12 protein-coding genes and 2 pseudogenes are annotated in these 23,597 nt (G+C 44.7%); all 14 read right to left on the bottom strand.

The window, feature by feature from the left end; all coding sequences use genetic code 11:
• Positions 1–99: 99 nt before the first annotated feature.
• Positions 100–1,128 (bottom strand): PDDEXK nuclease domain-containing protein, encoded by a 1,029-nt coding sequence (locus C7U56_RS09545; RefSeq protein WP_002596362.1) that lies wholly within the window; start codon positions 1,126–1,128, stop codon positions 100–102.
• A 166-nt stretch (positions 1,129–1,294) separates the two neighbouring features.
• Positions 1,295–9,994 carry a DUF3849 domain-containing protein gene (locus tag C7U56_RS09550; RefSeq protein WP_002596361.1) on the bottom strand — a complete coding sequence of 2,900 codons (8,700 nt, stop codon included), beginning with the start codon at positions 9,992–9,994 and terminating at the stop codon, positions 1,295–1,297.
• 42 nt (positions 9,995–10,036) lie between these two features.
• Positions 10,037–10,399: a helix-turn-helix domain-containing protein gene (locus tag C7U56_RS09555; RefSeq protein ID WP_002596360.1), complete on the bottom strand. Its 363-nt coding sequence runs from the start codon at positions 10,397–10,399 to the stop codon at positions 10,037–10,039.
• A 15-nt stretch (positions 10,400–10,414) separates the two neighbouring features.
• Positions 10,415–12,514, bottom strand: a complete 2,100-nt coding sequence (locus C7U56_RS09560) for a type IA DNA topoisomerase (protein WP_002596359.1) — start codon at positions 12,512–12,514, stop codon at positions 10,415–10,417.
• 3 nt (positions 12,515–12,517) lie between these two features.
• On the bottom strand, positions 12,518–14,242 hold the full coding sequence (locus C7U56_RS09565; protein WP_002596358.1) for a CD1107 family mobile element protein: 1,725 nt from the start codon (positions 14,240–14,242) through the stop codon (positions 12,518–12,520).
• A complete protein-coding gene (locus tag C7U56_RS09570) occupies positions 14,217–14,501 on the bottom strand; it encodes a hypothetical protein (RefSeq protein ID WP_002596357.1) in 285 nt (94 codons plus the stop codon). The genes C7U56_RS09565 and C7U56_RS09570 overlap by 26 nt, the downstream gene beginning before the upstream one ends.
• Positions 14,502–14,522: 21 nt before the next feature.
• Positions 14,523–14,903 (bottom strand): annotated as a pseudogene (locus tag C7U56_RS16390) (C40 family peptidase); the annotation flags it as partial.
• Between the two features lie 114 nt (positions 14,904–15,017).
• A pseudogene (locus tag C7U56_RS09575) lies at positions 15,018–16,853 on the bottom strand (M23 family metallopeptidase); the annotation flags it as partial.
• Between the two features lie 257 nt (positions 16,854–17,110).
• Positions 17,111–19,453: a VirB4-like conjugal transfer ATPase, CD1110 family gene (locus tag C7U56_RS09580; protein ID WP_418536083.1), complete on the bottom strand. Its 2,343-nt coding sequence runs from the start codon at positions 19,451–19,453 to the stop codon at positions 17,111–17,113.
• A 67-nt stretch (positions 19,454–19,520) separates the two neighbouring features.
• A complete protein-coding gene (locus C7U56_RS09585) occupies positions 19,521–19,916 on the bottom strand; it encodes a PrgI family protein (protein WP_002596354.1) in 396 nt (131 codons plus the stop codon).
• Positions 19,917–19,979: 63 nt separating this feature from the next.
• The gene (locus C7U56_RS09590) at positions 19,980–20,852 is read right to left on the bottom strand and encodes a VirB6/TrbL-like conjugal transfer protein, CD1112 family (protein WP_038259682.1); all 873 of its coding nucleotides are present in this window, start codon (positions 20,850–20,852) and stop codon (positions 19,980–19,982) included.
• A 3-nt stretch (positions 20,853–20,855) separates the two neighbouring features.
• Positions 20,856–21,071 carry a Maff2 family mobile element protein gene (locus tag C7U56_RS09595; protein WP_071144656.1) on the bottom strand — a complete coding sequence of 72 codons (216 nt, stop codon included), beginning with the start codon at positions 21,069–21,071 and terminating at the stop codon, positions 20,856–20,858.
• Between the two features lie 107 nt (positions 21,072–21,178).
• The gene (locus tag C7U56_RS09600) at positions 21,179–23,032 is read right to left on the bottom strand and encodes a VirD4-like conjugal transfer protein, CD1115 family (protein WP_083382899.1); all 1,854 of its coding nucleotides are present in this window, start codon (positions 23,030–23,032) and stop codon (positions 21,179–21,181) included.
• Positions 23,029–23,505: a PcfB family protein gene (locus C7U56_RS09605; RefSeq protein WP_002596311.1), complete on the bottom strand. Its 477-nt coding sequence runs from the start codon at positions 23,503–23,505 to the stop codon at positions 23,029–23,031. Before C7U56_RS09605 ends, C7U56_RS09600 begins: the two co-directional genes overlap by 4 nt.
• Between the last annotated feature and the right edge of the window lie 92 nt (positions 23,506–23,597).

Raw genomic sequence — 23,597 nt, forward strand, 5'->3', positions numbered from 1 at the left:
GATTATCCTTTCTTTTTTCCACGCAAAAAAGACAACCATCTCTGATTGTCTTTTTCGATATGCCTATTCAATTTGCATCTTTTTTAGATTGCTTTTTTATTACTCTTCTTTCTTTTCTGTATCCTTCTCTAAAATATTGTTCACTAATTTTTGGAGTTCATTGCGATTTGGCAGATACAATTCATATTTTGAAACAAATAAATTGCTGTCCATACCGTAAGTTGCATATTCTACAAGCAGTTCATCTTTGTTATGACTCAGGATAATGCCAATCGGTGGGTTATCATCTGCCATATTTTCTTCTTTTGCGAAATACCCCATATACATATTCATCTGACCGATGTCTATATGCTGGACGGAATTTTTCTTTAAATCAATCAGCACAAAGCATTTCAAAATTCTGTGGTAAAATACCAAGTCCACATGGTAATGAATATTGTTTACAGTTAAGGGATACTGCCTGCCCACAAAGGTAAATCCTTTTCCTAATTCCAACAAGAATTTTTGGAGATTATCTATTATTTTCTGCTCCAAGTCTTCCTCACTATAACGCTCTTTCTCCGGAAGTCCCAAAAATTCTAATGTGTAAGTATCCTTGATAACATCCTCTGGCTTGTCATAAGTAATTCCCTCTCTGGCAAGTGCCAGAATTCCTTCTTTATCTCTGCTTGTAGCTAATCTAAGAAACAAAGCGGAATCCATCTGTCGCCTGAGTGTTCTTACATCCCACTTTTCCTTATAACATTCTTTTTCGTAAAAACTTCTTTCTAATTCATCATCAATCTTTATCAGCTCACAAATATGCGACCATGTCAATTTGTCAGACACCGTCTGACAATTCTCATAACAAAGATAAAACTTCCGCATATTGTTGAGGTTTGGGCGGCTGTATCCTCGTCCCAATCGCAAAGTTAATTGATGCGAGAGTGTTGTTAATAATTTTGAACCGTATGCTGCTTTAACATTTCCATCCTGCTCAAACTCAACAATATATTTTCCGATTTTCCAATACGTCTCTGTAATTACACTGTTTACTTTTTCAGCTATCTCTTTTTTGGCATTTGAAACTGCTGTTTCAATCTCATCCACCAATGGCTGAAGCATATTTGTCTGCTCTAAATCATTCATAATATATCCTTTCCGAATTTGTCAGACAGTGTCTGACAAATTCAATTTCCATTTTTATGTATTACGTTGTCTCCATTTCTCTTTAGCTTTTTCCAAATCGCTCTATCACTATATTTCCCTTGAACTAATATTATATTTCATATTTGCATAAAAAGAAATATAATAATTACAAATACTCCTCCTTCCCCTTATCTCTTTGCACGGAATTTTCTATATTATTCCCCGCAGCCTTTACTTTCATAGTCTCAAGCTTTTCTTTCAAGGATACCCTCTGTGCCGGCTTATCCGCCATCGCTGCTGTGAGCCTCATTCCCTGCGGATTTCCATTCTCCACAGCATAATTATGTCGGGTATTTTCTATGGGATACGGTTTTCTGGTATCTGCCACCTGCTCAGTACCCAGTTCCGATTTATCATCTTCCATACCTATTCCGTCATCTCCCTTTTCGTCCATATTGAGCAGGGCATTTAAGGCAGAAAGGCGGTCTAACTTCTCTGAAAGCTCTGCTTCCTGTGCAAATGGCTTTGTAACCTCTACCTTCGCTGTTTCAAGCTGACGCTCCACATTCTCCAGCTTTGTGGATGCTTCTGCCAGTTCCTTTGTCATGGCTTCCAACGCATGGTTGATACGGGAAATGTTACCCAGCGGGTCAACACCAATCTCCAGATTATGACTGAGCTGTCCTTTGATGTTCATAACGAATTTATGGTTAAAGGAATCAAAGGACACCGCCATTTTAAAGCCTGCATACTCTCCAATGACTGCCGGAGCATTAACGCTCTTGATTTCTTTGCACATCTCCACAAGTGCAGTTCCGGCTTCTTTTTTATCCGTATAGACCTTATTCCCGACCCTCATAGAGAAAAACTCCTTATCTGCTGGGAGATTGGTTTTTGCAGTCTGAATATCTGCCTGCAAGCCACTGATACGCTCCTTCAGAATGGTTATCTGCTGTGGATAATGCTTTGCAATGTTGTCCTCCAGACGGTATTTCTGACTGGTGTGGTTGGCTTTCATCAGTTTCAGCTTGCTGACCTGAATATCCAAATCCATCTTTTCTTTTATATAGGGATTCCCCGTTGCCAGAGCCTTAACCTCTGCATAAGAAAGTGCTGCTTCGTCCACATCCTCACAACTTCGCACCGGAGATTTGCTTGTCATAATCTGACCGATAAATTTCTGCTTATTCTCGATAAGCTGCCATGAGTAGCTGTCAAATGTTCCCTCTGTCACATACCGGAAAATCTTAACCTTTGGATTCCTGTTGCCCTGCCGCAAAATACGCCCCTCCTGCTGTTCAATATCAGACGGACGCCACGGTACATCGAGGTGGTGCAGAGCAATCAGTCTGTCCTGCACGTTTGTCCCGGCTCCCATTTTTGCAGTAGAACCCAATAAAAAACGAACCTGTCCGCTTCTTACCTTACTGAACAGCTCCGCTTTCCTAAGCTCCGTATTTGCCTGATGTATAAAGGCGATTTCTTCTGCGGGAACACCTTTTTCCATCAGTTTATTTCTTATATCCTCATAGACATTAAATGTACCATCTCCTTTCGGTGTCGATAAATCACAGAAAATAAGCTGTGCTGATTTCTCCCCTTTGGTATCTTCCCAAATCTCAAATGCCTTATCCACACAGGTTTTTGCTTTGGAATGTTCCTCATCGGGGAGCATATCGTTGATCAGACGCTGGTCGAGTGCCAGTTTTCTTCCATCGTTGGTAATCTTGAGCATATTATCCTGATGCGGCTCTACCAGTCTGTTACGCACTGTCTCCGCCCGATCTGCCAGCGATGTTACCATCTCTTTCTGATATTCGCTGGGTTTCAGCACCACGTTCTCATATTCTGCTTCCGGCACAGGCAGCTTTAACATATCCGGTGTCTGGATATCCGCACTCTCCTTGAAAAGTGCAATCAGCTCCGGCAGATTGAAGAATTTTGCAAATCTTGTCTTTGCCCGGTATCCTGTTCCCTCCGGTGCCAGCTCAATGGCGGTCTGTGTTTCTCCAAAAGAAGCTGCCCAACTGTCAAAATGCCCTAATCCCATCTTCTGAAGCGTACCATACTGAAGATACCGCATATTGGTGTAAAGCTCCGTCATACTGTTGCTGAGCGGCGTACCCGTAGCAAACGTAATGCCCTTTCCGCCAGTCAGCTCATCAAGGTACTGGCACTTAGCAAACATATCGGAGGACTTCTGTGCTTCCGTCTGTGCAATGCCCGCCACATTCCGCATTTTCGTGTATAGAAAAAGGTTCTTATAATTGTGACTTTCATCTACAAACAGCCTGTCCACACCTAACTGCTCAAAGGTTACAACATTATCTTTCCGGGAAGTATCGTTGAGTTTTTCCAGTCTTGTCATAAGGGATTTTCTGGACTTTTCCATCTGCTTAATGGTGTAACGCTCCCCGTTATCTGCTTTCGCCTGCTCTATGGCAAGCTCAATCTCATCAATCTGTCTTTCGATAATGCCTATCTGTCTTTCCTGCGACAACGGGATTTTTTCAAACTGGCTATGCCCGATAATGACAGCATCATAATCTCCGGTGGCGATTCTGGAACAGAATTTCTTCCGGTTGGCTGGCTCAAAATCTTTCTTCGTTGCCGCTAAAATATTTGCTCCGGGATATAACCGCAAAAAGTCACTCGCCCACTGTTCCGTCAAATGATTGGGAACAACGAACAGGCTCTTTTGGCATAACCCTAACCGCTTGCTTTCCATTGCTGCAGCAATCATTTCAAAAGTCTTTCCTGCTCCCACACAATGAGCAAGCAGGGTATTGTCCCCGTAAAGCTGGTGTGCCACCGCATTTAACTGGTGCGGTCTAAGGTCGATGTCCGGTGTCATGCCAGGGAATTTCAAATGGGAACCGTCATATTCTCTTGGTCTGGTAGAATTAAAGAGCTTGTTATATTTCGCCACCAAGTCCTGTCTACGTTCCTGATCTTCAAATACCCAGTTCTTAAAGGCTTCCCGGACTGCCTCCTGTTTCTGACTGGCAATCATGGTTTCCTTTTTATTCAGGACTCTCGTTTCCTTTCCGTCCTCTATCACGGTATCGTACACCCGGCTGTCCTTTAAATTCAGAGAATCCTCTAAAATCTGATAAGCATTTCTCCGGTTTGTACCATAAGTCATATTTACAAGACTGTTTCCGTAATCCGCACTTTTTCCTTTTACATTCCACTGTCCTGTCACATCGGAATACTGAATCCCCATTGTATTCCGGTTGAAGAGATGCTGCGGTGTTTCAAAAACATCACGCATGAAATCTTCAATATATTTCGGTTCAACCCATGTGGCACCGATACGCACCTCAATCTCGCTGGCATCCAGTTCTGTGGGCTGCACCTGTGTAAGTGCCTGCACATTTATGTTGTATTCCGGGTGGTTTTCGGCGTAAATCTTCGCTGTTTGCAACTTATCCCGGACATTGCCGCTTAAATACTCGTCCGCTGCTTCCCACCTGTCTGTGACCGGATTCTGAAAGATAATGCCCGTCAGTTCTTCTTTGATTGTATCAATCTCTTTTCCGGTCAGCTCCGCCATATAAGAAAGGTCAACTTTTGCTTTTTCTGATAAAGATACTGCCAGAGCTTCCGTTGCTGTATCCACGCTTGTAACCACTTCCGCTTTCTTAATGGTACGTTTCGTGAACATATCCGCTTTGCCTTTGAAATTTCCCTCGTCATCCAGCTTTTCCAGAGAACATAACAGACAATAGCTGCTGTCCTGATTAAAGGCTCTTTTGTTGGTCTGGGAATTGATTAAACCGTATTTTCTGCTGAACGTATCATAAAGGGTATTCAATTCTTTCTGCTTTTCCTTAATCACAGTATCCGGATATTCTTCCAACTGCAAATTGATAAGCTCTTGCGTACAGTTTCGGATTCCTACCATGCCTTTTATGCGTTCCTGCATGGATTCTGACATATCCACAGGCTTCATAATGGAATTTTCACGGTAATATACCTTATCTTCCACCAGTGTGTAGCTGTAATTCTTTACGTCCGGGTCTGCCGGAATGGTGGCATCTGCCAGCTCATTCGCAAGCTCGTCCGTCTCCACTGCTTCGATTTCCCCGTCAATCCGGCTGACCGCATCCATTAACTGCTCTGCAAACAGTCTTGTAGCATCCGGTTGGCAGGTGCTTTCCATGCCATAGGGACCGCTGACCATTTCCATCTTCCCAACAATCATTTCCGGGTGTTCCGCAAAGTAGGTATTCATGGCGATACCGTTTGCATCTTCTGATAAATGTACCCAATCCGGTTCTATGTCCATCACACGGTCACGCTTCTTAAAAAACAAAATATCCGAAGTGACTTCTGTCCCTGCATTTTCCTTAAATGCTGTATTCGGAAGTCTGACCGCCCCCATAAGCTCCGCTCGCTGAGCCAGATACTTTCTGACCTCCGGACTTTTTTTATCCATTGTTCCCTTACTGGTAACAAAAGCAACCACACCGCCGGGACGGACTTTATCTAATGTCTTTGCAAAGAAATAATCATGAATCAGGAAATTATTTTTATCATATTGTTTATCCGCTACCTTATACTGTCCGAATGGCACGTTGCCGACTGCTACATCAAAAAAATCATTCGGATAGTCTGTTTTTTCAAAACCGGATATTTTAATATCCGCTTTCGGATAGAGCTGTCTTGCAATCCTGCCCGTAATACCATCCAGCTCCACACCATAAAGTCGGCTTTCCTGCATCTTCTCCGGCAGCATTCCGAAGAAATTTCCGATACCCATTGCAGGCTCTAATACATTCCCCTTTTCAAATCCCATACGGTCTAAGGTATCATAAATACTGCGGATAATGGCAGGACTGGTATAGTGGGCATTTAAGGTGCTTTCCCTTGCAGAAGCGTACTCCTGCGACGATAACAATTCCTTTAACTGCTGATATTCTCCCGCCCATGCAGATTTGCTTTCATCAAAGGCATCGGCAAGCCCGCCCCAGCCAACATACTGTGATAAAATCTGCTGTTCCGACCGTGTGGCGATACGGTTCTCGCTCTCCACCTTTTCCAAAGTACGGATTGCTTCTATATTTCGTCGGAATTTCTCTTTCGCACTGCCTGCTCCTAACGCATCGTCTGTAATGTGGAAATTGACCGCATTGGATTTATCAATCTTTGGTGCAGGCTGCTTCACAGGCTTTTCTATGGCAGGTTCTTCCACTGACTTTTGGACATCGTGTCCAGAAGTGTCCGGTTCCATGCTTTGCAGATAGTGTTCCGCTTCCTCTTTTGTTTCAAAGGTGGGAATTGTACCGTCCTCTTTTATATAATAATCTTCCCTGCCATGATCCCATACTGCAAAATCCTGTCCCGGCTCAAAGGCATCGCTGGTTTCCTCAACTGAGAATCGTGATTCTGTTTCCGCTACATCTTCCGTTCCTTCAATGCGTGAAAATACCTCCGCTTCGTGTCGGTCTATATCTTCCATTGCAATGAGATTCAAATAATCGTTTTCAATTTCTTCCCTGCTCGGTTTGTAATCATATTCAAAATGGACATTTTCGTTTATGAGTACGTAAAAGAACGCATTGTCCTGCATGGAATTTCCAAGCACATAGTTATTTTCTTCCGACTTCCATTCATCAATCTTTAAACACAACTGCCCGTCAATGGTAATCTGCTGTGCCGCAATCTCCTTTTCCTGCTCCATATACCGTCTTGTCTGATTGATAAATCCATTTAAGACCGCCGGATGGGAAGAAACAATCAAATCACGGTTCTCATACTTGGCATACGGTTCTATTTCTTTTGCCCATGCCTTATTGTCGGGAGAAAATCTGCCATCGTGCGTCAGGTGCATGACAGTATTGGCAAGTACATAGCTGACACGCTCGCTACCATATTTTCGGATTACTTCATCCGGTGTATCTTTCGGCAGACGATACCCGTCAAATTTTTCCGAAATCGTCCGTTCAATGGCTTCTTTACAGGCAACCTTCGTTTTCCGTTCTATTACCGCCTGTGCTTTTTCCAGCGCTTTCTGTGCTTCTTCCTCTTTGTACCGGGCATAGGCTTCTTTCCCTGCCGGAGATAAATACTTATCTTCCGCCACCAGCTTTCGGATACGCTTTTCGACTACTTTCCAAGACAGCAGCACTTTCGCATAAGGTTCGCAGATATTTCCCTTTTTTAATTCAATCCCTTTAAAGTTGTGGTCTTGCCAGCTATGGTCTGCTCCGGCAAGTGCATGAGAGCCGCCTCCAATGCCATATTCTTTTTTCAGAAATTCCGCTGCTTCTTTGCTGTCATGCTTTTCCTGAAAATAATCATAGATGCGGAAAGAACCATGTGAATATCCACTTCCCCTGCCAAGATTATGGTCTATCTCGTCCTGAGTAATAAAATCCTCCCTTTTTATTTCCACATGGTCTGCGGTTGGAAAGATTTGTTTTTCTATCAGCAGATTGTCAAGTTCCTCCCGCAGCTCCTCTTTTGGCATAACTGAACGGAAACGTAGCTTTTTCTCTCCGGTTTCAAGCTGATGAAGTGCCTGATCCATGTGGGAAGCCACAAGCTCAACTCCTTCTTTTGTAGAAAGGTATTCTATCATTCTTGCATGAGCCTCCGGATAATTTCCTGCTTTTAGCCCAAGCTCCTCCGGCAGTTCTCCCATGCCATCCCGGAAAAAGAAAAAGAGATGCCCTGCAATCCGGTCACGTTCTGCTTCGTCAGTCAGATAAGCTTCATTTGCTCCCATATAGGTACCGTTTACTACCTGTGAGCGGATTTTTGCTTCCACCTCCTGCCAGTTCATCTGAAGCACCGGACGCTCTGTCGATGTGCCATATCCGACACGCATCCCATCCTCATTGAACCATACCGCTAACTGCTTTCCGTCAAATTCAAAGCCCTTTCCGGTTGTTCCATACTCTTTCTGTAAGAAAGCAGCCATCTCCTCCGGTGTCTTTCCCTGCTGATATTTGGTGTAGATACGCTTTCTGCTGTTATCCCTGCCTCCGCCGCTCCGCAGAATATCCGCTATCTGCTCCGGCGGTATCTTTGTTTCTGACCGTATCGGTGTCACTGTTTCCGCCTGTTTCATGGCAAGATTGCCAGCCTGCTCCGTAAACATGGAAAATAAGTCAAGCTGCTGGTACATTCCCGCTGTTTCAATCCGCTCTGCGGTTTCTCCTGGAAGAAGATATACTCCGTCCTCCATATAGGAATTGACAAGAAAACGTGCTTCCTCCCATGACAGCCTGCTTTCCGCTTCACGGGTCAGATAATTGCCTTTCCATAAGGTAATACCGTCCTCATCGGCACGGTAGCCGCCCCGCATTTCCCCGATATTGAACTCGGTGTATTCTTCCATGCGGAACGAATTTCTCAGATAATCCGCCTGAATCTTTGCATCCTGCTCTATCTGAAAATACCCAGCTATTTCCGGTCTTTTATGCTTCAGGAACTCATCACTGCATAAAATACCACGCTGTAAGTCCTCCCCCTGCTCTGTTTCAGACAGCTTCGGAAAAAAAGAACCGGATAATGAATGTTCTCCACTATCCGGTTCTGGTATTTCTTCTTCCTGTATGTCATTTTCTAACTGTAAATCAGTTCCGTCAGCACGATCTCCTCCGCTGAATGTCTGATGTTGTTCATCTTCGCTACCCACTTCATCTGATCGGCTGCTTTCAGTTCCTCGTTCACTCCCTCTGCTTTCGCCATCTGTTCGCTCAGGGCTTCCATTCTCTGCTCTGCCTGCTCCTGTATCTCCAGACAGTGTGCTTTCAGCTCGCCCGCCAGTATCATGCCCTGATAAATCCCTTTCCGGTGTTCCTGTAAGAAGTTCTTCCGCATCATACCGTACTTCGTCAGCGTTCCCTCCGGTTCCTCGTTCGCTGTCAGGTTCGGAATCAGATAATCCCCGTTCTTTTCGTATGTCAGTTTCATGTGCCGCATCCTCCTTTTTGCTCTGTATTTCTATCTCCTGATTGTTTTGTAGCTCCTTTTCACTTTCACGCTTTAAAGCATTATAGTCTGTATCTGCTTCATTTGCAAGCACTTTCTCCGTATTTTCCAAAGAAGTTTGTGTGCGTCCTGCATTAGCTTTTTCCTGTGCCTTCCTGCGGGCAATCTGGCGGTCATACGCTCCTATGGTTCTGCCTATCTCCATTAAAAGCGGCTTGCACATATCTGTGGTGGCTGTACCAACAACAGACAGGGTTTTCATCGTATTAAAGTCGCTGATATATTCAAATCCCTGCTCGTCTTTCCACAGTTCCATATCTGCACCGCATCGTGACAGTATGGTGTAAGCAATACTGGAAGAAAGCGTATCACGAAGCCTGACACCTACATTTAACTCGTCCAGTTCCTCTAAAAAGCTGCCCTCTTTCACATATTCGATTTCCGGCAGAAGTTCTTCATAATAATCCAAAGCAATCCGATTGGATATTTCCATTATCCGCTGTTCAAAGGAGCTGTTTTTATCCGTTTCTCCGTATGTCTTTTCAAGCTGTGCCAGGACTGTTTCTTTATGCTCCTCACGCAACTCCCACAAATTCGGATCACGTCCTATCCGCCTTGCCTTATGTACGTCGGACACATCGAAAACATATTTCAATCTTGTATAGGAATTTTCCGTATCCAGCAGGGCAATTCCCTTTGCTCCACGGTTTACCCAGCAATTCATCTTCTCATTCCATAGTTCAAGGGACGCACAGGCTGTTGCATCCGGTCGTTGTGCAAAAATAAGTATCTGTTCATTGAACGGATATTTATAAAGCCTTGCAGCGGTAGTCAGATACCTTGTCCACTCCTGCCCGTTTTTCGCTATCTCTTTTGCGGTATCCTCCGCCAGATAGGAAATCATCTGATATTTTGTTACCATAAGCATTCCTCCAAAATGACGGAGGGGATAACCCCCGCCGCCTTATTCATAAAAACCGTGTTCTTCGATACCGTTTTCCAGAATTGTGCCAATCAGCTCCTCCAATTCCATCTCCTTCAGCTCGCTGATCACAATGAGCTTTGCAAGGATATCTTTTTCCACCGGAACGACATAGCTTTCTTCATCAGGGCAAAGCTCCCGTACACAAATCTCCAGTCCGTCTGCAATTTTGCAGAGCGTACTTATATCTGCTTCCCGGATACCTGCCAGAATATCCATCAATACATCTTCCCTGACACCGCACCGCAAAGAAAGTTCTGGAATATCCATATCCTGCTCTTTCATAATGTTTAAAATTTTATCTCCGGTGCTGTAAACAACGGTCTTTTTCATTTCTGTATTCATTTTTCTGTCTCCTTTTCACTTGCTTTTTCTCGGTGGAAATTCCATCTTGAATTTGTACTGCGAACCTTTGATTTCCTTTCCGTCTTTGATATAAGAATAATCCTCAATTCCCTCCGGAATCAGGTACGCATCGTAGCTTCCCTTTTTCCCTTTTAATCCTCTCACAAGGGTCTTTTTCCCTTCAAGCAGACTTTTCATCTGTGTATCGGAAAACGTTGCTCCCATTGCCCTACCCACATTCATGCCGCATTTTTGTTTGCAGTAAGCACCGAATTTTCCTTTTACTACATCGCTGCCGCATTTCGGGCATTTTCCAAGCACTTCCTGCATCGTTCCAAACAAAGACTTCTGATCGTCACTGATACTGTGGTAGGTTTGCACCAGCTCCCGCACCATATCTTCAATGCCATCCATGAACTCCTGCATGGTGTATTCGCCTTTTTCAACCAAAGTCAGCGTATTCTCCCAATCTGCTGTAAGCTTCGGGGATTTTACCATATCCGGCAGAACAGTAATGAGCTTCATCCCGTCCTCGGTGGGAAGCATCTGCTTTTTCTCCCGTTTCACAAAACCGTCTTTGACCAGCTTTTCAATAATGTCAGCTCTGGTGGCAGGTGTGCCAAGTCCTTTGCGTTCCACCTCATCGCCCATATCCTCTGCTCCGGCACGTTCCATCGCAGAAAGCAGGCTGTCCTCGGTAAAATGTTTGGGAGGCTGCGTGAATTGCTCTGTTACCTTTGTCTGGATAACTGGAAACGTCATGCCTTCAGAAAGCTCCGGCAGTTTCTTCTCTTCCTTATCCTCATCTGTTTTTTCTACCCGGTAGGTACGTTTCAATGCTGCTTCAAATTCTTTCCACCCGTTCTGCAGAACCGTTTTTCCGGATACATGAAAGCTGTAACCACCGCAGGAAAACTCTGCTTTTACCGTTTCATACAACTGCTTTTTCCCGGTTGCACATAACAGACGATTAGCGACAAGGGATAAGATTTTCATTTCTCCCTCCGGCACAGCGGAAAGGTCTGTCTTTGTAATTTCTATGGTGGGAATAATTGCATGGTGGTCGGTCACTTTTTTACTGTTCAACACTCTTTTTATATCCGGCTCTGCTCCGGTCTGTTCCTCAAAGAGAATCGCCTGATAAACTGCCCCGATTACCGCTTTTGCAGTTTCTTCCATATCATCGGATAAATACTGGCTGTCCGTTCTCGGATAAGTGACCAGCTTTTTCTCATAAAGGCTCTGGGTGTACTCCAATGTCTGCTTTGCAGTAAAACCAAAGATACGGTTGGCATCCCGCTGAAGCGTGGTAAGGTCATAAAGTTTTGGTGGTGCAACGCTTTTATTTTCCTTTATAACGGAACGAACCACTCCACTCTGACTTTCACACGCTGCAGCAATACTTTCTGCCCTTGCCTTATCGTCAATCCGTTCTGTCATGGCATCTATCCCATCCATCAGAATATGAGCCATGTAATACTGCTCTTTTTCAAAATTCATAATCTTCACTTCACGGTCTACCAGCATGGCAAGGGTGGGCGTCTGTACTCTGCCCACCTTTAATACCTTTCCGCCATACAGTACAGTAAATAATCTCGTACCATTTAATCCCACCAGCCAGTCTGCCTGCTGTCTGCAAAGTGCAGACTGGTACAGGCTGTCATAATCGCTTCCCGGCTTTAAGTTTTCAAACCCGTCACGGATTGCACTCTCCTCCATTGATGAAATCCACAGGCGTTTCATTGGTTTCCGGCAGCCTGCCTGTTCATATACCAGACGGAAGATAAGTTCTCCCTCCCGTCCGGCATCGGTGGCACACACCACACTTTCAACTCTTGTATCGTGCATCAGATTTTTCAAGATTTTATACTGCGTTGCTGTTTCCTTTTTCACTTCATGCTGCCACTGCTCCGGTATCATGGGCAGGCTCTCATAGCTCCATTTTTTCCATGCTTCTGAATACATCTCCGGCTGTGCCAGCTCTACCAGATGTCCTACACACCATGAAACGAGAAATCCGTTTCCCTCCATGTAACCGTCTTTTCTCTCTTTCGCCCCGATCACATGGGAAATTGCCTGTGCTACGCTGGGCTTCTCTGTAACCACCAACTGCATACCTTATTCCTCCTGTTCGTCAAAGAAATCTTCTTCCGTATCTTCCTCCGATTCCTCATCTTCGTTTTCATACTCCTCGTTATCTTCCTCATCTTCATCTTCGTCCTCGATAAAGTCCTCTTTTTTCTTGCGGACAACCTTAAAATAATAAGCAGCTCCGATAACGATTAAGGCAAGACTACCAATCAGCACATACGAAATCATCGGATTCGGTGCTTCTTTCACTTCCGGCTCCGGTTCGGTTTCCTCTGTATTTCCCGTACTCTCTGCACCTTCCGTACCTTTTTCTGTTTCCGTTTCCTTTCCCTCTGTATCTGCCTGCTCTCCGTTGTTGTTTGGCAATGCACTCTCCCCATTCGGAATTGCAGATTCCAACGCAGCGGAATTTTTCGGCAAGGTTTCACTGTTATCGGAAGTTGCATTTAACAGGTCATTTTCCGTAACCTCAGTCAAAAAATATACCATTTCTTCCTCTCCGTCCCGGTCAATAATCAGATAGAAAACTTTCTCCGTGGCGGTCTGAATAGTATAAAACTCCTTGCCCTGACCGGATTTTTCCGTACTTTCTGTTTTCCCGCTTTCTGCCTCCGCAGCTTCTTTCATTGCCTGCTTTTTCTGTTCGGCAGGACTTGTCTGTGATGTGGTATTTCCGTTACTGTCTGTTTTGGTATGCTCCGTCACGGTTCCCGTAGCACTCCCCGGTTTCGTCGGGGTCGCACTCTCCGGGAGCTGCTCCGCCGGATTCCCATCACTGGTATCGGCAGGGTCTTTATAGTACGGATTTTTCGTTTTATAAACCTCAGACATATTTCCGGCATTGTCCATTGCAGAAATGGTAAAATACTCATACCCTGCGTCAAACTGCTGGAGGCGGATATTTAACGTACCGCCCGTCAGATCTGTAAACTCATATCCATTGACATATACCGCCTTTGCACCGGAATCCGTATCATGTACCTGTATGCTTAAAAGCCCGTCACTGACTGCCGCATTTAAGGTCGGCTTTACGGTATCAAAGCACTTTATGGCACGGTTCTTCTCATAGGTATTGCCTTTCTGGTCTGTGACAAGCACATACACGGTACAGTTCTCGGAAATCCTTAATTTCTTTTCCTCCGTCACATCTGTCCAGCTTCCATTCTGCCCTACCTTTGCCTCTATCTTTGCGATTTCAAAATTCCCCGTATCTGCGGTATCTTTTACACTGAAAGAAACGGAAACAATGTCATTATGCCACTCCTCCGGCTGTCTGATTTTGATACTCACATTCGGTTTTTTATAGGTACAGAGCTTATAATCTGTGACGCAGACGGGACAGTTTTTGTCATACTCATACGCACCGCATTGATCTTCGCAATTACATACCGGCTCCGGTTTATCATTTCCCGATACAGTGCCATCCCCGGTGCTTTCATCGGTACTGCCTTCTGTATTCTCTTCGGTGCCGCCTTCGGTGCTTCCCTCCGTGCTGCCCTCCGTAGTTTCTTCCGTGCTTCCCTCGGTACTGTTTTCTGTATTTTCCTCCGTACTGACATCAGTTTCACTTTCGCCGGGTGTCTGCTCCGTACTTTCCTCCGGTTTGGATTCTTCGGTTTCTTTTGTTTCTTCGGCAAAAGCACTGATTGCGTAGTTCCCATTTACAGAAAACGCTACCGCAGGCATGGTAAATAGCACAGCGGACAATATCAGTGATATAACTGCCTTAGATGATAACTTCCTGTTCTTCATGGCTGTAAGCCTCCCTTTCTTCTGATTGTGCTGCTTCTTTCTGCTCTTTTTCTTTCAGCAGACGCATAATTTCTTCTTCGCTGACCTTGTTTAACAGAATCAGCCGATCCAGAGAGATTTTATTCTTTTCAATGAATTTCATCTTCTCCGCATCCTCTGCCATCTGAAGCTGTTCCGCCAAATCCCTCTCCCTCGCCTGCAATCCCGCAAGCTGTTCCCGGACTTTGGAAAGCTCCTTTACAATTCTCTCTTTCGTCATCGTTCCTCACTTCCTGTTATTTTAATTTCCTGATAATCTTCCAAACGCATAAAAATGGCTCTGCCAATAGGACGAATTGATTGAAGCGTAACTGATTGGATCTCCGCAATGAATCATGACCCCGTTTCCGCAGTAAATCCCCACATGGCTGACTGGTACGCCCGAATTGTATGTACCTGTAAAAAAGATAATATCCCCCGCCTTTGCATCTGCCGCCGACACAGGCGTACACTGGTTATAAATGCCCTGTGCTGTGGTTCGTGGCAGGTTATGGACACCGCTGTTTGTAAATACCCAGCAGACAAAACCGGAACAGTCAAAGCTGGTGGACGGACTGGAGCCTCCCCATACATAGGGATAGTCTAAATATCTCGCCGCTTCTTCCATAAGTGCCTGCACGGTTGCATCGTCATAGGAATCCGGCGGTATCACATTTCCTCCGCCGCTTCCGCTGCCCGGCGTTTCGCCATACAGCGTATCCGTGCCTGCTTCAAAATAAAAAAGAGGGTTATAATATTCCCCCTGATACAGACATTCGATATGTAAATGACTTCCGGTACTGCTTCCCGTATTCCCTGTTGTTCCGATCACATTTCCATGCGTCACGCTCTGTCCTGCCCGGACATTTAAGGTATCCATGTGGGCATATTTTGTGCAGTAGCCTTTTTCATCTTCAATCACTACATAATTTCCGTAATAGCTGTCATAAGTTGCGGTAGTTACTGTCCCGTCCATCGCCGCATATACGGTTGTTCCGGTAGGTACTGCAATATCTACGCCCCGATGTAACTGTTCCTGCCCTGTGACCGGATTGATACGCCAGCCATAATAACTGCTCACATAGTTGTACCAATATAAATCAAGGGGCTTATAAAACTGCTGTGTCAGCCCGTGGGTCTGGTTATAAAAAGCATAGATTTCTCTCTGCTCCTCATTCATGCGTCCGGCAACTACTACGTTTAAATCTTTTGCTGTCAGGGTCACTTCCAGAATGGTTACGGTATATTCCTCTTCCACTTCATACTCGTATTCCTCTTCTGTTGTTTCCCCCGTAACCGGGTCTGTTACCGTATGAGTGCCTGTTTTTGTTACCGTCCTTGTCCTCGTTTCCTCTGTAGGATTTAGTGTCAACTCATACATTTCATCAAACAGATATTCTATTTCTGCCTGTACCTCACTTGCAGTAAATTCCGTATGGACTGCCGACAGATAGCTGATCAGTGCAAATGGGTCATGCCCGATAGATGCCAGATTATAACGGTACTCATCATAATCCGGATAAGTGGTTTCTATGGCATCAATCTCTGCCTGCAATTCTTTTTCCAGTTCAGAAAAAGCTAAATCTGCCGCATCTATTTCTGCCGGAACGCTCATATAACTTCCTGCCAGCGTGGTACTGATTCCTCCGGCAAACATCGCCCCACAGGAAGATACTGCTGTCATAATCATCACAAGAAGCACCGAAAAGGCTCCTATGGCAAGCAGAAGCGAAACATTTTTTGATGCAATCTCCTGTATCTTTCTGGCTGCCGCTGTAAAAAGATTCCCGGACTTCGCCGCTGTTTCCTTTGCGGCTTTCGCTGTCTGTCCCGCCCGTCTTGCTTTTGCATATTCCCGTTTGATACGCTGCTTTTGCAGTCTTTTCTGCAACTGCTTCTGAATGGTCTTTTCCTGCATTTCCGGATTTTCTTCCAAGAACTTCTGATAACGGAAATTGACCTCTTTCTGCATCTGCTTTTTCTCCAGCTTTGCAGCTTTCGCTCTCCGTCTTTCCGTTTTCCCTTTGTAATGCCCTTTGAAAAAGCGGTAAACATCTTCCCCGCTCTGCTCTGTCTTGTGGGCAGCCTCCACACCGGAATTTTCTTTCTCCACTTCGGCAACCTTACTATGGGCAAAATTAGAAGATTCCATTCCCACCCTGCCAGCCGCTCTTTTTACCGGACTGTCCGGTTTGAATGGTTTCTCTTTTTTTACAGAAGTCAATACATACTTTGTTCTGCCCGTCTTTTCATCAAAAACACGCTCCAGAGAATACTCCGTTTTCTTTGGAATCTTCTTTCTTGCAGCTTCCGTCTTTTTTCTGGCTTTCTCCGCTTTCTTTTGCAGTCGGTCTAACTTTTTGCTTCCATGAAATTCCGGTTCTGCCTCTTCGGTAAAGGTAGTGTCCTTTGTCTGGAAATCCTGTTCAAAATCAAATTGCTTTACTCGCTCCCGGCTCTTTATCTCCCGCCTTTGATACCTGCCCTTTTTCTGTGACGAATGATAGGTGTCCCTGTGGCGGTAGTCATCGCTGGCAATTTTTCTACCCTGCTCCTCTCCGGCTTCCTCCGTAAAAGTGCTGTCCGGCTGCATAAAATCGCTTTTAGACTTCTCTCCGGCTTCTGCTCCCTCGGACTTTTGGACATTCTGTCCAGAAGCATCTGCTTTCTGATACTTCTTTGTATTTTTCGACCTCTGGACATCGTGTCCAGAAGTGGTATCTGCATCTCTCGGCTGATATGCTGCGGATTTTTTACCTTTACCCTCGTTTGCTTTCTTTGGAATTTCTCCGGTAAAGGTTTTTTTCTCCTGTGCAAATGCAGCCGGTTTCTGTTTCTTTTTCTCCGCCACTACTCATTTACCTCCTGCCTTACACTTTCCTCTGGTTTGGTATTCATAACCGCAAAGGTCTTGGTATCTACCGGATATTTATCTACGAACGGAATAACCACGTTGTCAAACAGAATCAGTCCGCACCCCGGCTCGGAATTGGTTACATGGGCAAGCTGTTTTTCTGACAATCCCAGCTTATCTGCAAGGATTGCCTGATCCTTTGCATTTTGATTCAGGAGATATACAAAATCGGAATTGCCGAGGATTCCCTCGATTTCCTCCGACTTCAAAAAATCGCCTACGTTCTGCGTCAGCCCCGTAGGAATACCGCCCCACTTACGGAAACGCTTCCAGATTTCCACCGAATAGATAGCGGTCTGCTTCTCCTTCAGCAAAAGGTGGAACTCATCACAATAATAGCGGGTGGCAATCTTACGCTCCCGGTTCTGCGATACCCTGTTCCAGACCGCATCCTGTACGATTAACATTCCAAGCTCTTTCAACTGGTTTCCCAAGTCCCTGATGTCAAAGCACATGATACGGTTCTGACTGTCTACATTCGTCCTGTGGTTAAAATAATTCTGCGAACCATGCACATATAGCACAAGGGAGTTTGCAATCCGTTCTGCCTTTTTGTTCTTATGCTCTAACAGGGCATTATACAAATCCTCAAGGATAGGCATATTCTCCGGTACGGGATTTTCAAAATAAGCATCGTAAATATGACGGATACATTCGTCAATGATACCTTTCTCATCATTTTCCAGACCGTTCTTTCCTCCGGCAATCAAGTCACACAGAGTAATGATAAAATCGGATTTCAGCTTTAAGGCTTCCTTATCCCCTTTATGGGAAAGCTGAATGTCCATCGGATTTAAATAATCTTTGGAATTGGTTGCCAGCCTTACCACCTGTCCGTGCAATGCTCCCACAAGGGCAAAATACTCGCCCTCCGGATCGCAGACCACAATATCGTCCTTTGTCATCAGGAAACAGGAAAGAATCTCACGCTTTGCACTAAAAGACTTACCACTTCCCGGTGTACCAAGAATCACACCGTTTGGTGTACGAAGCCGTTTCCGGTCTGCCATAATCATGTTGTTGGAAAGGGCATTTAAACCATAATAAATAGCCGGAGCTGGCATAAATAATTCCTGCGTACAGAACGGTACTAAGATAGCGGTACTCTTTGTTGTCAAATCCCGTTCAATTCCCGTATCGTTGCACCCGATTGGTGCCGATGCCATCAGTCCCTGCTCCTGTAAATACTGCATACATCTGAGGTTGCAGTTCGCCTGTTGGATAATGCCGGATACCCTCTGCGTGATATTTTCCAGTTCCCGCTTGTTTCTGCCATAGCAGGTCAGAAGAAATGTCATCTTTACCATTTTCTGATTGCTGCTGTTTAAATCGTCCAAAAGGTCAAGGGTATCTTTTTCATAAGTGATAATGTCCGTTGGAAGAATGTCCATGTCATAACCTGACCTTACCGCCTTTTTCTGCTCTTCAATCTTCATCTTCTGAATATTCGTCAAAGCACCTTTTAGCATCTTAATCGCCTTGACCGGATCCATTGTCTGCATATGCATGGTAATAGTCAGGTTCGCATCCAGATCAAGAAGCTTTTTCAACAACTCATCATCAAACTTCGGGGCAATAATATCCAGATAATGCACACTGCCATACATTTTTCCCGCCTTAAAACGACTCGGATAGCGAAAATCAAATCCCGGCGGAGCGATGTAATCTTTCACACTTTTTCCCGACTCCGCCAGTTCCTTAAAAGAAAAACGGAAAGGCTCCATAGTATCCTGGTTAAAATACTCATGCAGGATACGCAGACGTTCCTTTCCGTCAAGGCTCTTAGCGTGTGTGCCCAGATTAGTCAAATTTTTAATCACATCTGCTTCAATGCTGACAAGTTTTGCCCTTGCCTCCTTAAAGCCTTTACTCTCAATTCCAAAAATCAGATACTTTGATTTGATAATACCGTTATTTCCCTTTGCAGCCTGTTTCTTTAACATCTGCGTGTATTCCTCACGAATATCATCAAAATCATCTGCCTGCAATGGAATGTCAAACTGGTCAATTAAGGTCTGCTCGTTAACCTGTCGGTTGAACAGGAACAGCTCAAATTTAATAGACGGGTCAAAATAATTGATAAGCCTGCTGTATTCCTCCAGTATTTCCCCCTTATCCTCGATTTCCAGCAGGTCATAATTTATATCGTAAAACTCCACCATTTTCGTATAAAAGCCAGAAGTGACCTGACAGATACCGTCCCGGTACATCTTCTGAAAGGTAATGGTCTTCTGTGCTGTGGTGGGCTTTTCTGCGTTTTTATTCGTTCCGGCAAGCATGTGTTTTAACTCCGCAAGCCTTCTCCGCTCCACAAAGGTCAGCCCCGGCTTCGTTTTTCCTTTTTTCTTATGTCTGTCCGGCTTTTCTGCCGCCTGCTTTTTCTTCAAGTTTACGCACCTCCTCTTTTATACGCTCTGTTTCTTCTAATCTTCTGTAAATATTTTCTGATTTGTAGGGACGAATCCCCGGTGTGAGGAATTTCTGCCTTATCATAAAATACAGAATCTTCTCTGCCGGAAATCCGTCCTTCTCATACATTGCCAGAAAGAAAAAAGGCAGCATGACCGCTACCATCAAAAGTGCCGATGCCTGTGTGCCGATAAACCCTTTTGTAAAAATGTAAAAGGGAATCCCTACCGCACCTGCACCGCTGAAGCAAATAAGCTGGCGTTTCGTCAGATTTAACGCTACTTTTGTCTTTATGCCGCTTAAATTCTTTGGCACTGCTACGGATATTGCCATAACATCACAGCCGGAGCTGATACTGCAAGCCCCGGCTGTTCCCTCCTTTCTTTGAAATGTGTTCTAATGAGCATTCCAGATTGATTTCGCAAGGGAACCTGTCTTGAACAGGCTGAAACACAGAACAACGGTATAAGCTGCCACCGACCACAGTGCTGTGTGCAGATTGTCCGCAACCGCAATGCCGGATACCAGCACCGCATAGATTGCCACGCATACCATAATGAAAAATCCCTGAAACGCCAGTGAACACAGTCCCTTGATATAATTGTTGCCGATACCGCCCCATTCCCGGTTACTGAATGTGGCAAAGGGAACCGGAGCTACTGAAATATAAAGGTAGATTTCAATCATTCTCCCGAAAAGCATGACGGTAATAAGCAGGGAGATGATTTTCATACATAAGCTGACAATCATAGTTTCGATACCAAGCCCGATCAGCTCGCCGATGCCCATTGTATCAATCTGACTGTCAAACATGGTTTTTAGGGTATCCGTCACATCAATGGTAGTGGAACCCGAAACAATACCGCCTGCTCTGGTCACGATATGGTTTCCCACATCAAAAATCGCCATTGTGATGTCAAAGGTGTAGCTGAGAAGCAGCACAGCGATACAGGCTTTGATAAGGTAACGGAAAAAGAACTCGCTTCCTACTTCATGCATATTGTTCTTATCCATGACCATTGTAATCAGCTCATAGCAGAGTATCGCACTGATGATCATGCCCGCTATGGGTATCATCACATTTTCCGAAAGGTTCTCTATCATAGAAAACACTCCGCTGTTCCATGAACTGGGTGTCCTGCCGACTTCCCCTGCGATTGTTCCGACCTTATCATTCACATCTGTAAACATCGTAGTAAGGTTGTCCATGACCCACCCTTGCAGTATTTCCTTTATAAATTCAGTTATCTTGTCGAGAATCGCTCCCATGACTTAGGAAAACAGGCTTGTAAGCTGCGGAATTACCGTCTGTGCCACAATTACAATACCGCCACCCGCCATGAGCTGCTTGACCCCTTGTGATTTTGCCCCTGGGTTATCATTTCCGTATCCCTCAAGAAGATTGATAACGCCCCATACTGCCACGCCTGCTCCGATTGCGGTTACAACGGTCTTTAATCCTGTTACTGCTGATGTAAAAAATGCCATATTCAGTTACCTCGTTCTTTCCGAAAATTTATTTTTTGCAAAAAATAAGGAGCATTGCTTTCTATCCGCAAAACTCCTGTACCTCTGGACATCGTGTCCAAATGTTCCTATTCAGTTGTATCCGGGGAAATCTCCCCGCATTCAAAGGCTTCATCTACCTTTGTCTTTTCTGTGACCTTCAAGTGGTGCAGATGTTTCACATACTGTTCCATATCAAAGGCATTTTTCTTGTCATAATCGGACAGCTCTTTGTACCGCTTGTGCTTCGTTATATCGAATTTATCCGAGAAAAATGGTCTGACACCTCTAAGCTGCATAATACATTTCCCGCCATCCATGACAGCAATCTCATCTTGGCTCATCAGTTCCTTTCCGGTCTTTTGGTAATTCAGACCGTAGGACTGGCTCGTCCCCCTCGTATCCGAGGTGTTGTACAGGTCAATGGTTTCTTTCCCCAATACCTCTGCTAATTCCTTTAGGGTGGTCTTTTCCTTTCCTCCGAGAAACAGCGTAGTGTCGCAGTTGCCCTCTATGGTATCGGCATTGTCCCTGTAAATCGCTTTGAGCTGTGATTTTGACTGCAAAATAATAGAAGCTGATATTTCCCTGCTTCGGATCGTAGCAATCAGCTTCTCAAACTGTGGAATCTGCCCGATGTTCGCAAACTCATCAAGGAGCATACGCACATGAACCGGGAGCCTTCCGTTATAAACATCGTCTGCCTTGTCGCAAAGCAAATTAAAGAGCTGGGAATACATGATAGACACCACAAAGTTAAACGTAGCATCTGTATCAGAAATAATAACGAACAACGCTGTTTTTTCCTCTCCCAGCGTGTCAAGCTCCAGTTCATCATATTCCATCAGGTCACGCAGCTCTTTTATATCAAATGGTGCTAACCTCGCACCGCAGCTAATCAGAATCGACTTCGCTGTTTTTCCTGCCGCAAGCTTATATTTCTTATACTGCCTTACAGCAAAATGGTTCGGGTCTTTTTCCTCCAGCTCCTCAAAGAGCAGATCAACAGCATTTTTGAAGTTTTCATCGTCCTCTCTTGCTTCACTTGCATCAATCATATCAATCAGCATGGCGAAATTCTGTTCTTCCTCCGGTGCTTCGTACCAGATGTATGCAATCAATGCTGTATAATAGAGTTTTTCTGCTTTGACCCAAAAGTCCTCACCGGATTGCTGCCCCTCTCCTTTTGTGTTGACTATGATTGTGTTGACGAGTTTCAAAATGTCCTTTTCGCTCCGCAGATAAGCAAATGGATTATAATGCATGGATTTTGCAAAGTTTATGGTGTTGAGGACTTTAATCTTATACTTGCCCCGCTTCAGCATCTTCCCACATTCCACTAAGATTGTGCCTTTCGGGTCAGTGACGCAATAGGACGAGTGCATCTGCATCAGGTTCGGCTTCACGAAAAATCTTGTTTTACCGGAGCCGGAACCGCCAATCACAAGAATATTTTTATTTCTTGCATACTTCGGTTCTTTCGGTCTGCCGGACATCATCAGACGCTCCGTAGCGGTCAGAAGAATATTATTTTCAAATACAGAATCCATATATGGCTCTATATCTTTGGCATTCCCCCACCGTGCAGAACCGTATTCCACACCCTGCCGGAATTTCTTGGCATTCTTCGCCTTATAATAAACAATGAATTTTAAGGCAACGCCTCCGGCGATTCCAATCAGCAAATCACTCAGAAAAAAACTGGGGAACGGATTGGAAAACATCCTGTCCATTTGGCTCATTACTACCATCATCTTGTCAGACGCATTACTGCCCTCTGCCACTCTCCATAAAAATGCTGCCTTATTACAGAAGTACCCGGCAAGCACATAGGGAAGATTCAGCAGTATCAGCTTTTTAACATCTGCACTTTTTGCTTTTTCCTTCAGCTTTTTGGGGACAGCTTTTAAATCTTTGGTAATGCCTGCTATGATATTAGTCATAGGCTCTGCCCCCTGTCCTTATTCTTTTCCCGGCTCCGTTCTTTGTTCTGATCCTTTGATACCACATCCCGGAAATGCTTTAATTTCTGCCTTACAGAAGTCCTACTGTTCTTTTTCTCATTTCCATAAACAAATTCCTTAAATGCCTGTGCCACAGCATCGGCATCCCTGCCCTTGAAAAATACCAGATACTTCGGTGGCTCGGTGGTCTTATCCTTTTTCACAGCAAAATCAACATTGTATTTACGAGCTACCCGCTCAAAGGATTTGATATTGCCATCTGTGATTTCAATGGATGAAGCACCTGCACCCTCGCCCACCAGTTCCTTAACCGACACTTTCCCATGCGTTTTCTGTGCCTGTTTTCTGCAATGATTCAGATACATTCTCATGGCAGATTTCAGGATATTGGCATCCAGCTTTGCAGCCTTAATCACAAGGGCGATTGTTTTCTGCGTTACTTCTTCCTGCATCTGTACCTCCTTCTTTCCTTTTTACTGCTGTTCCTTCAGGGCGGAACAAGCAGCCGATGTAGTAAATATTTCATGTTCTCTCCTTTCCGCTT

Source organism: Clostridium fessum, assembly GCF_003024715.1.
GTDB classification, from domain to species: Bacteria; Bacillota; Clostridia; order Lachnospirales; family Lachnospiraceae; genus Otoolea; species Otoolea fessa.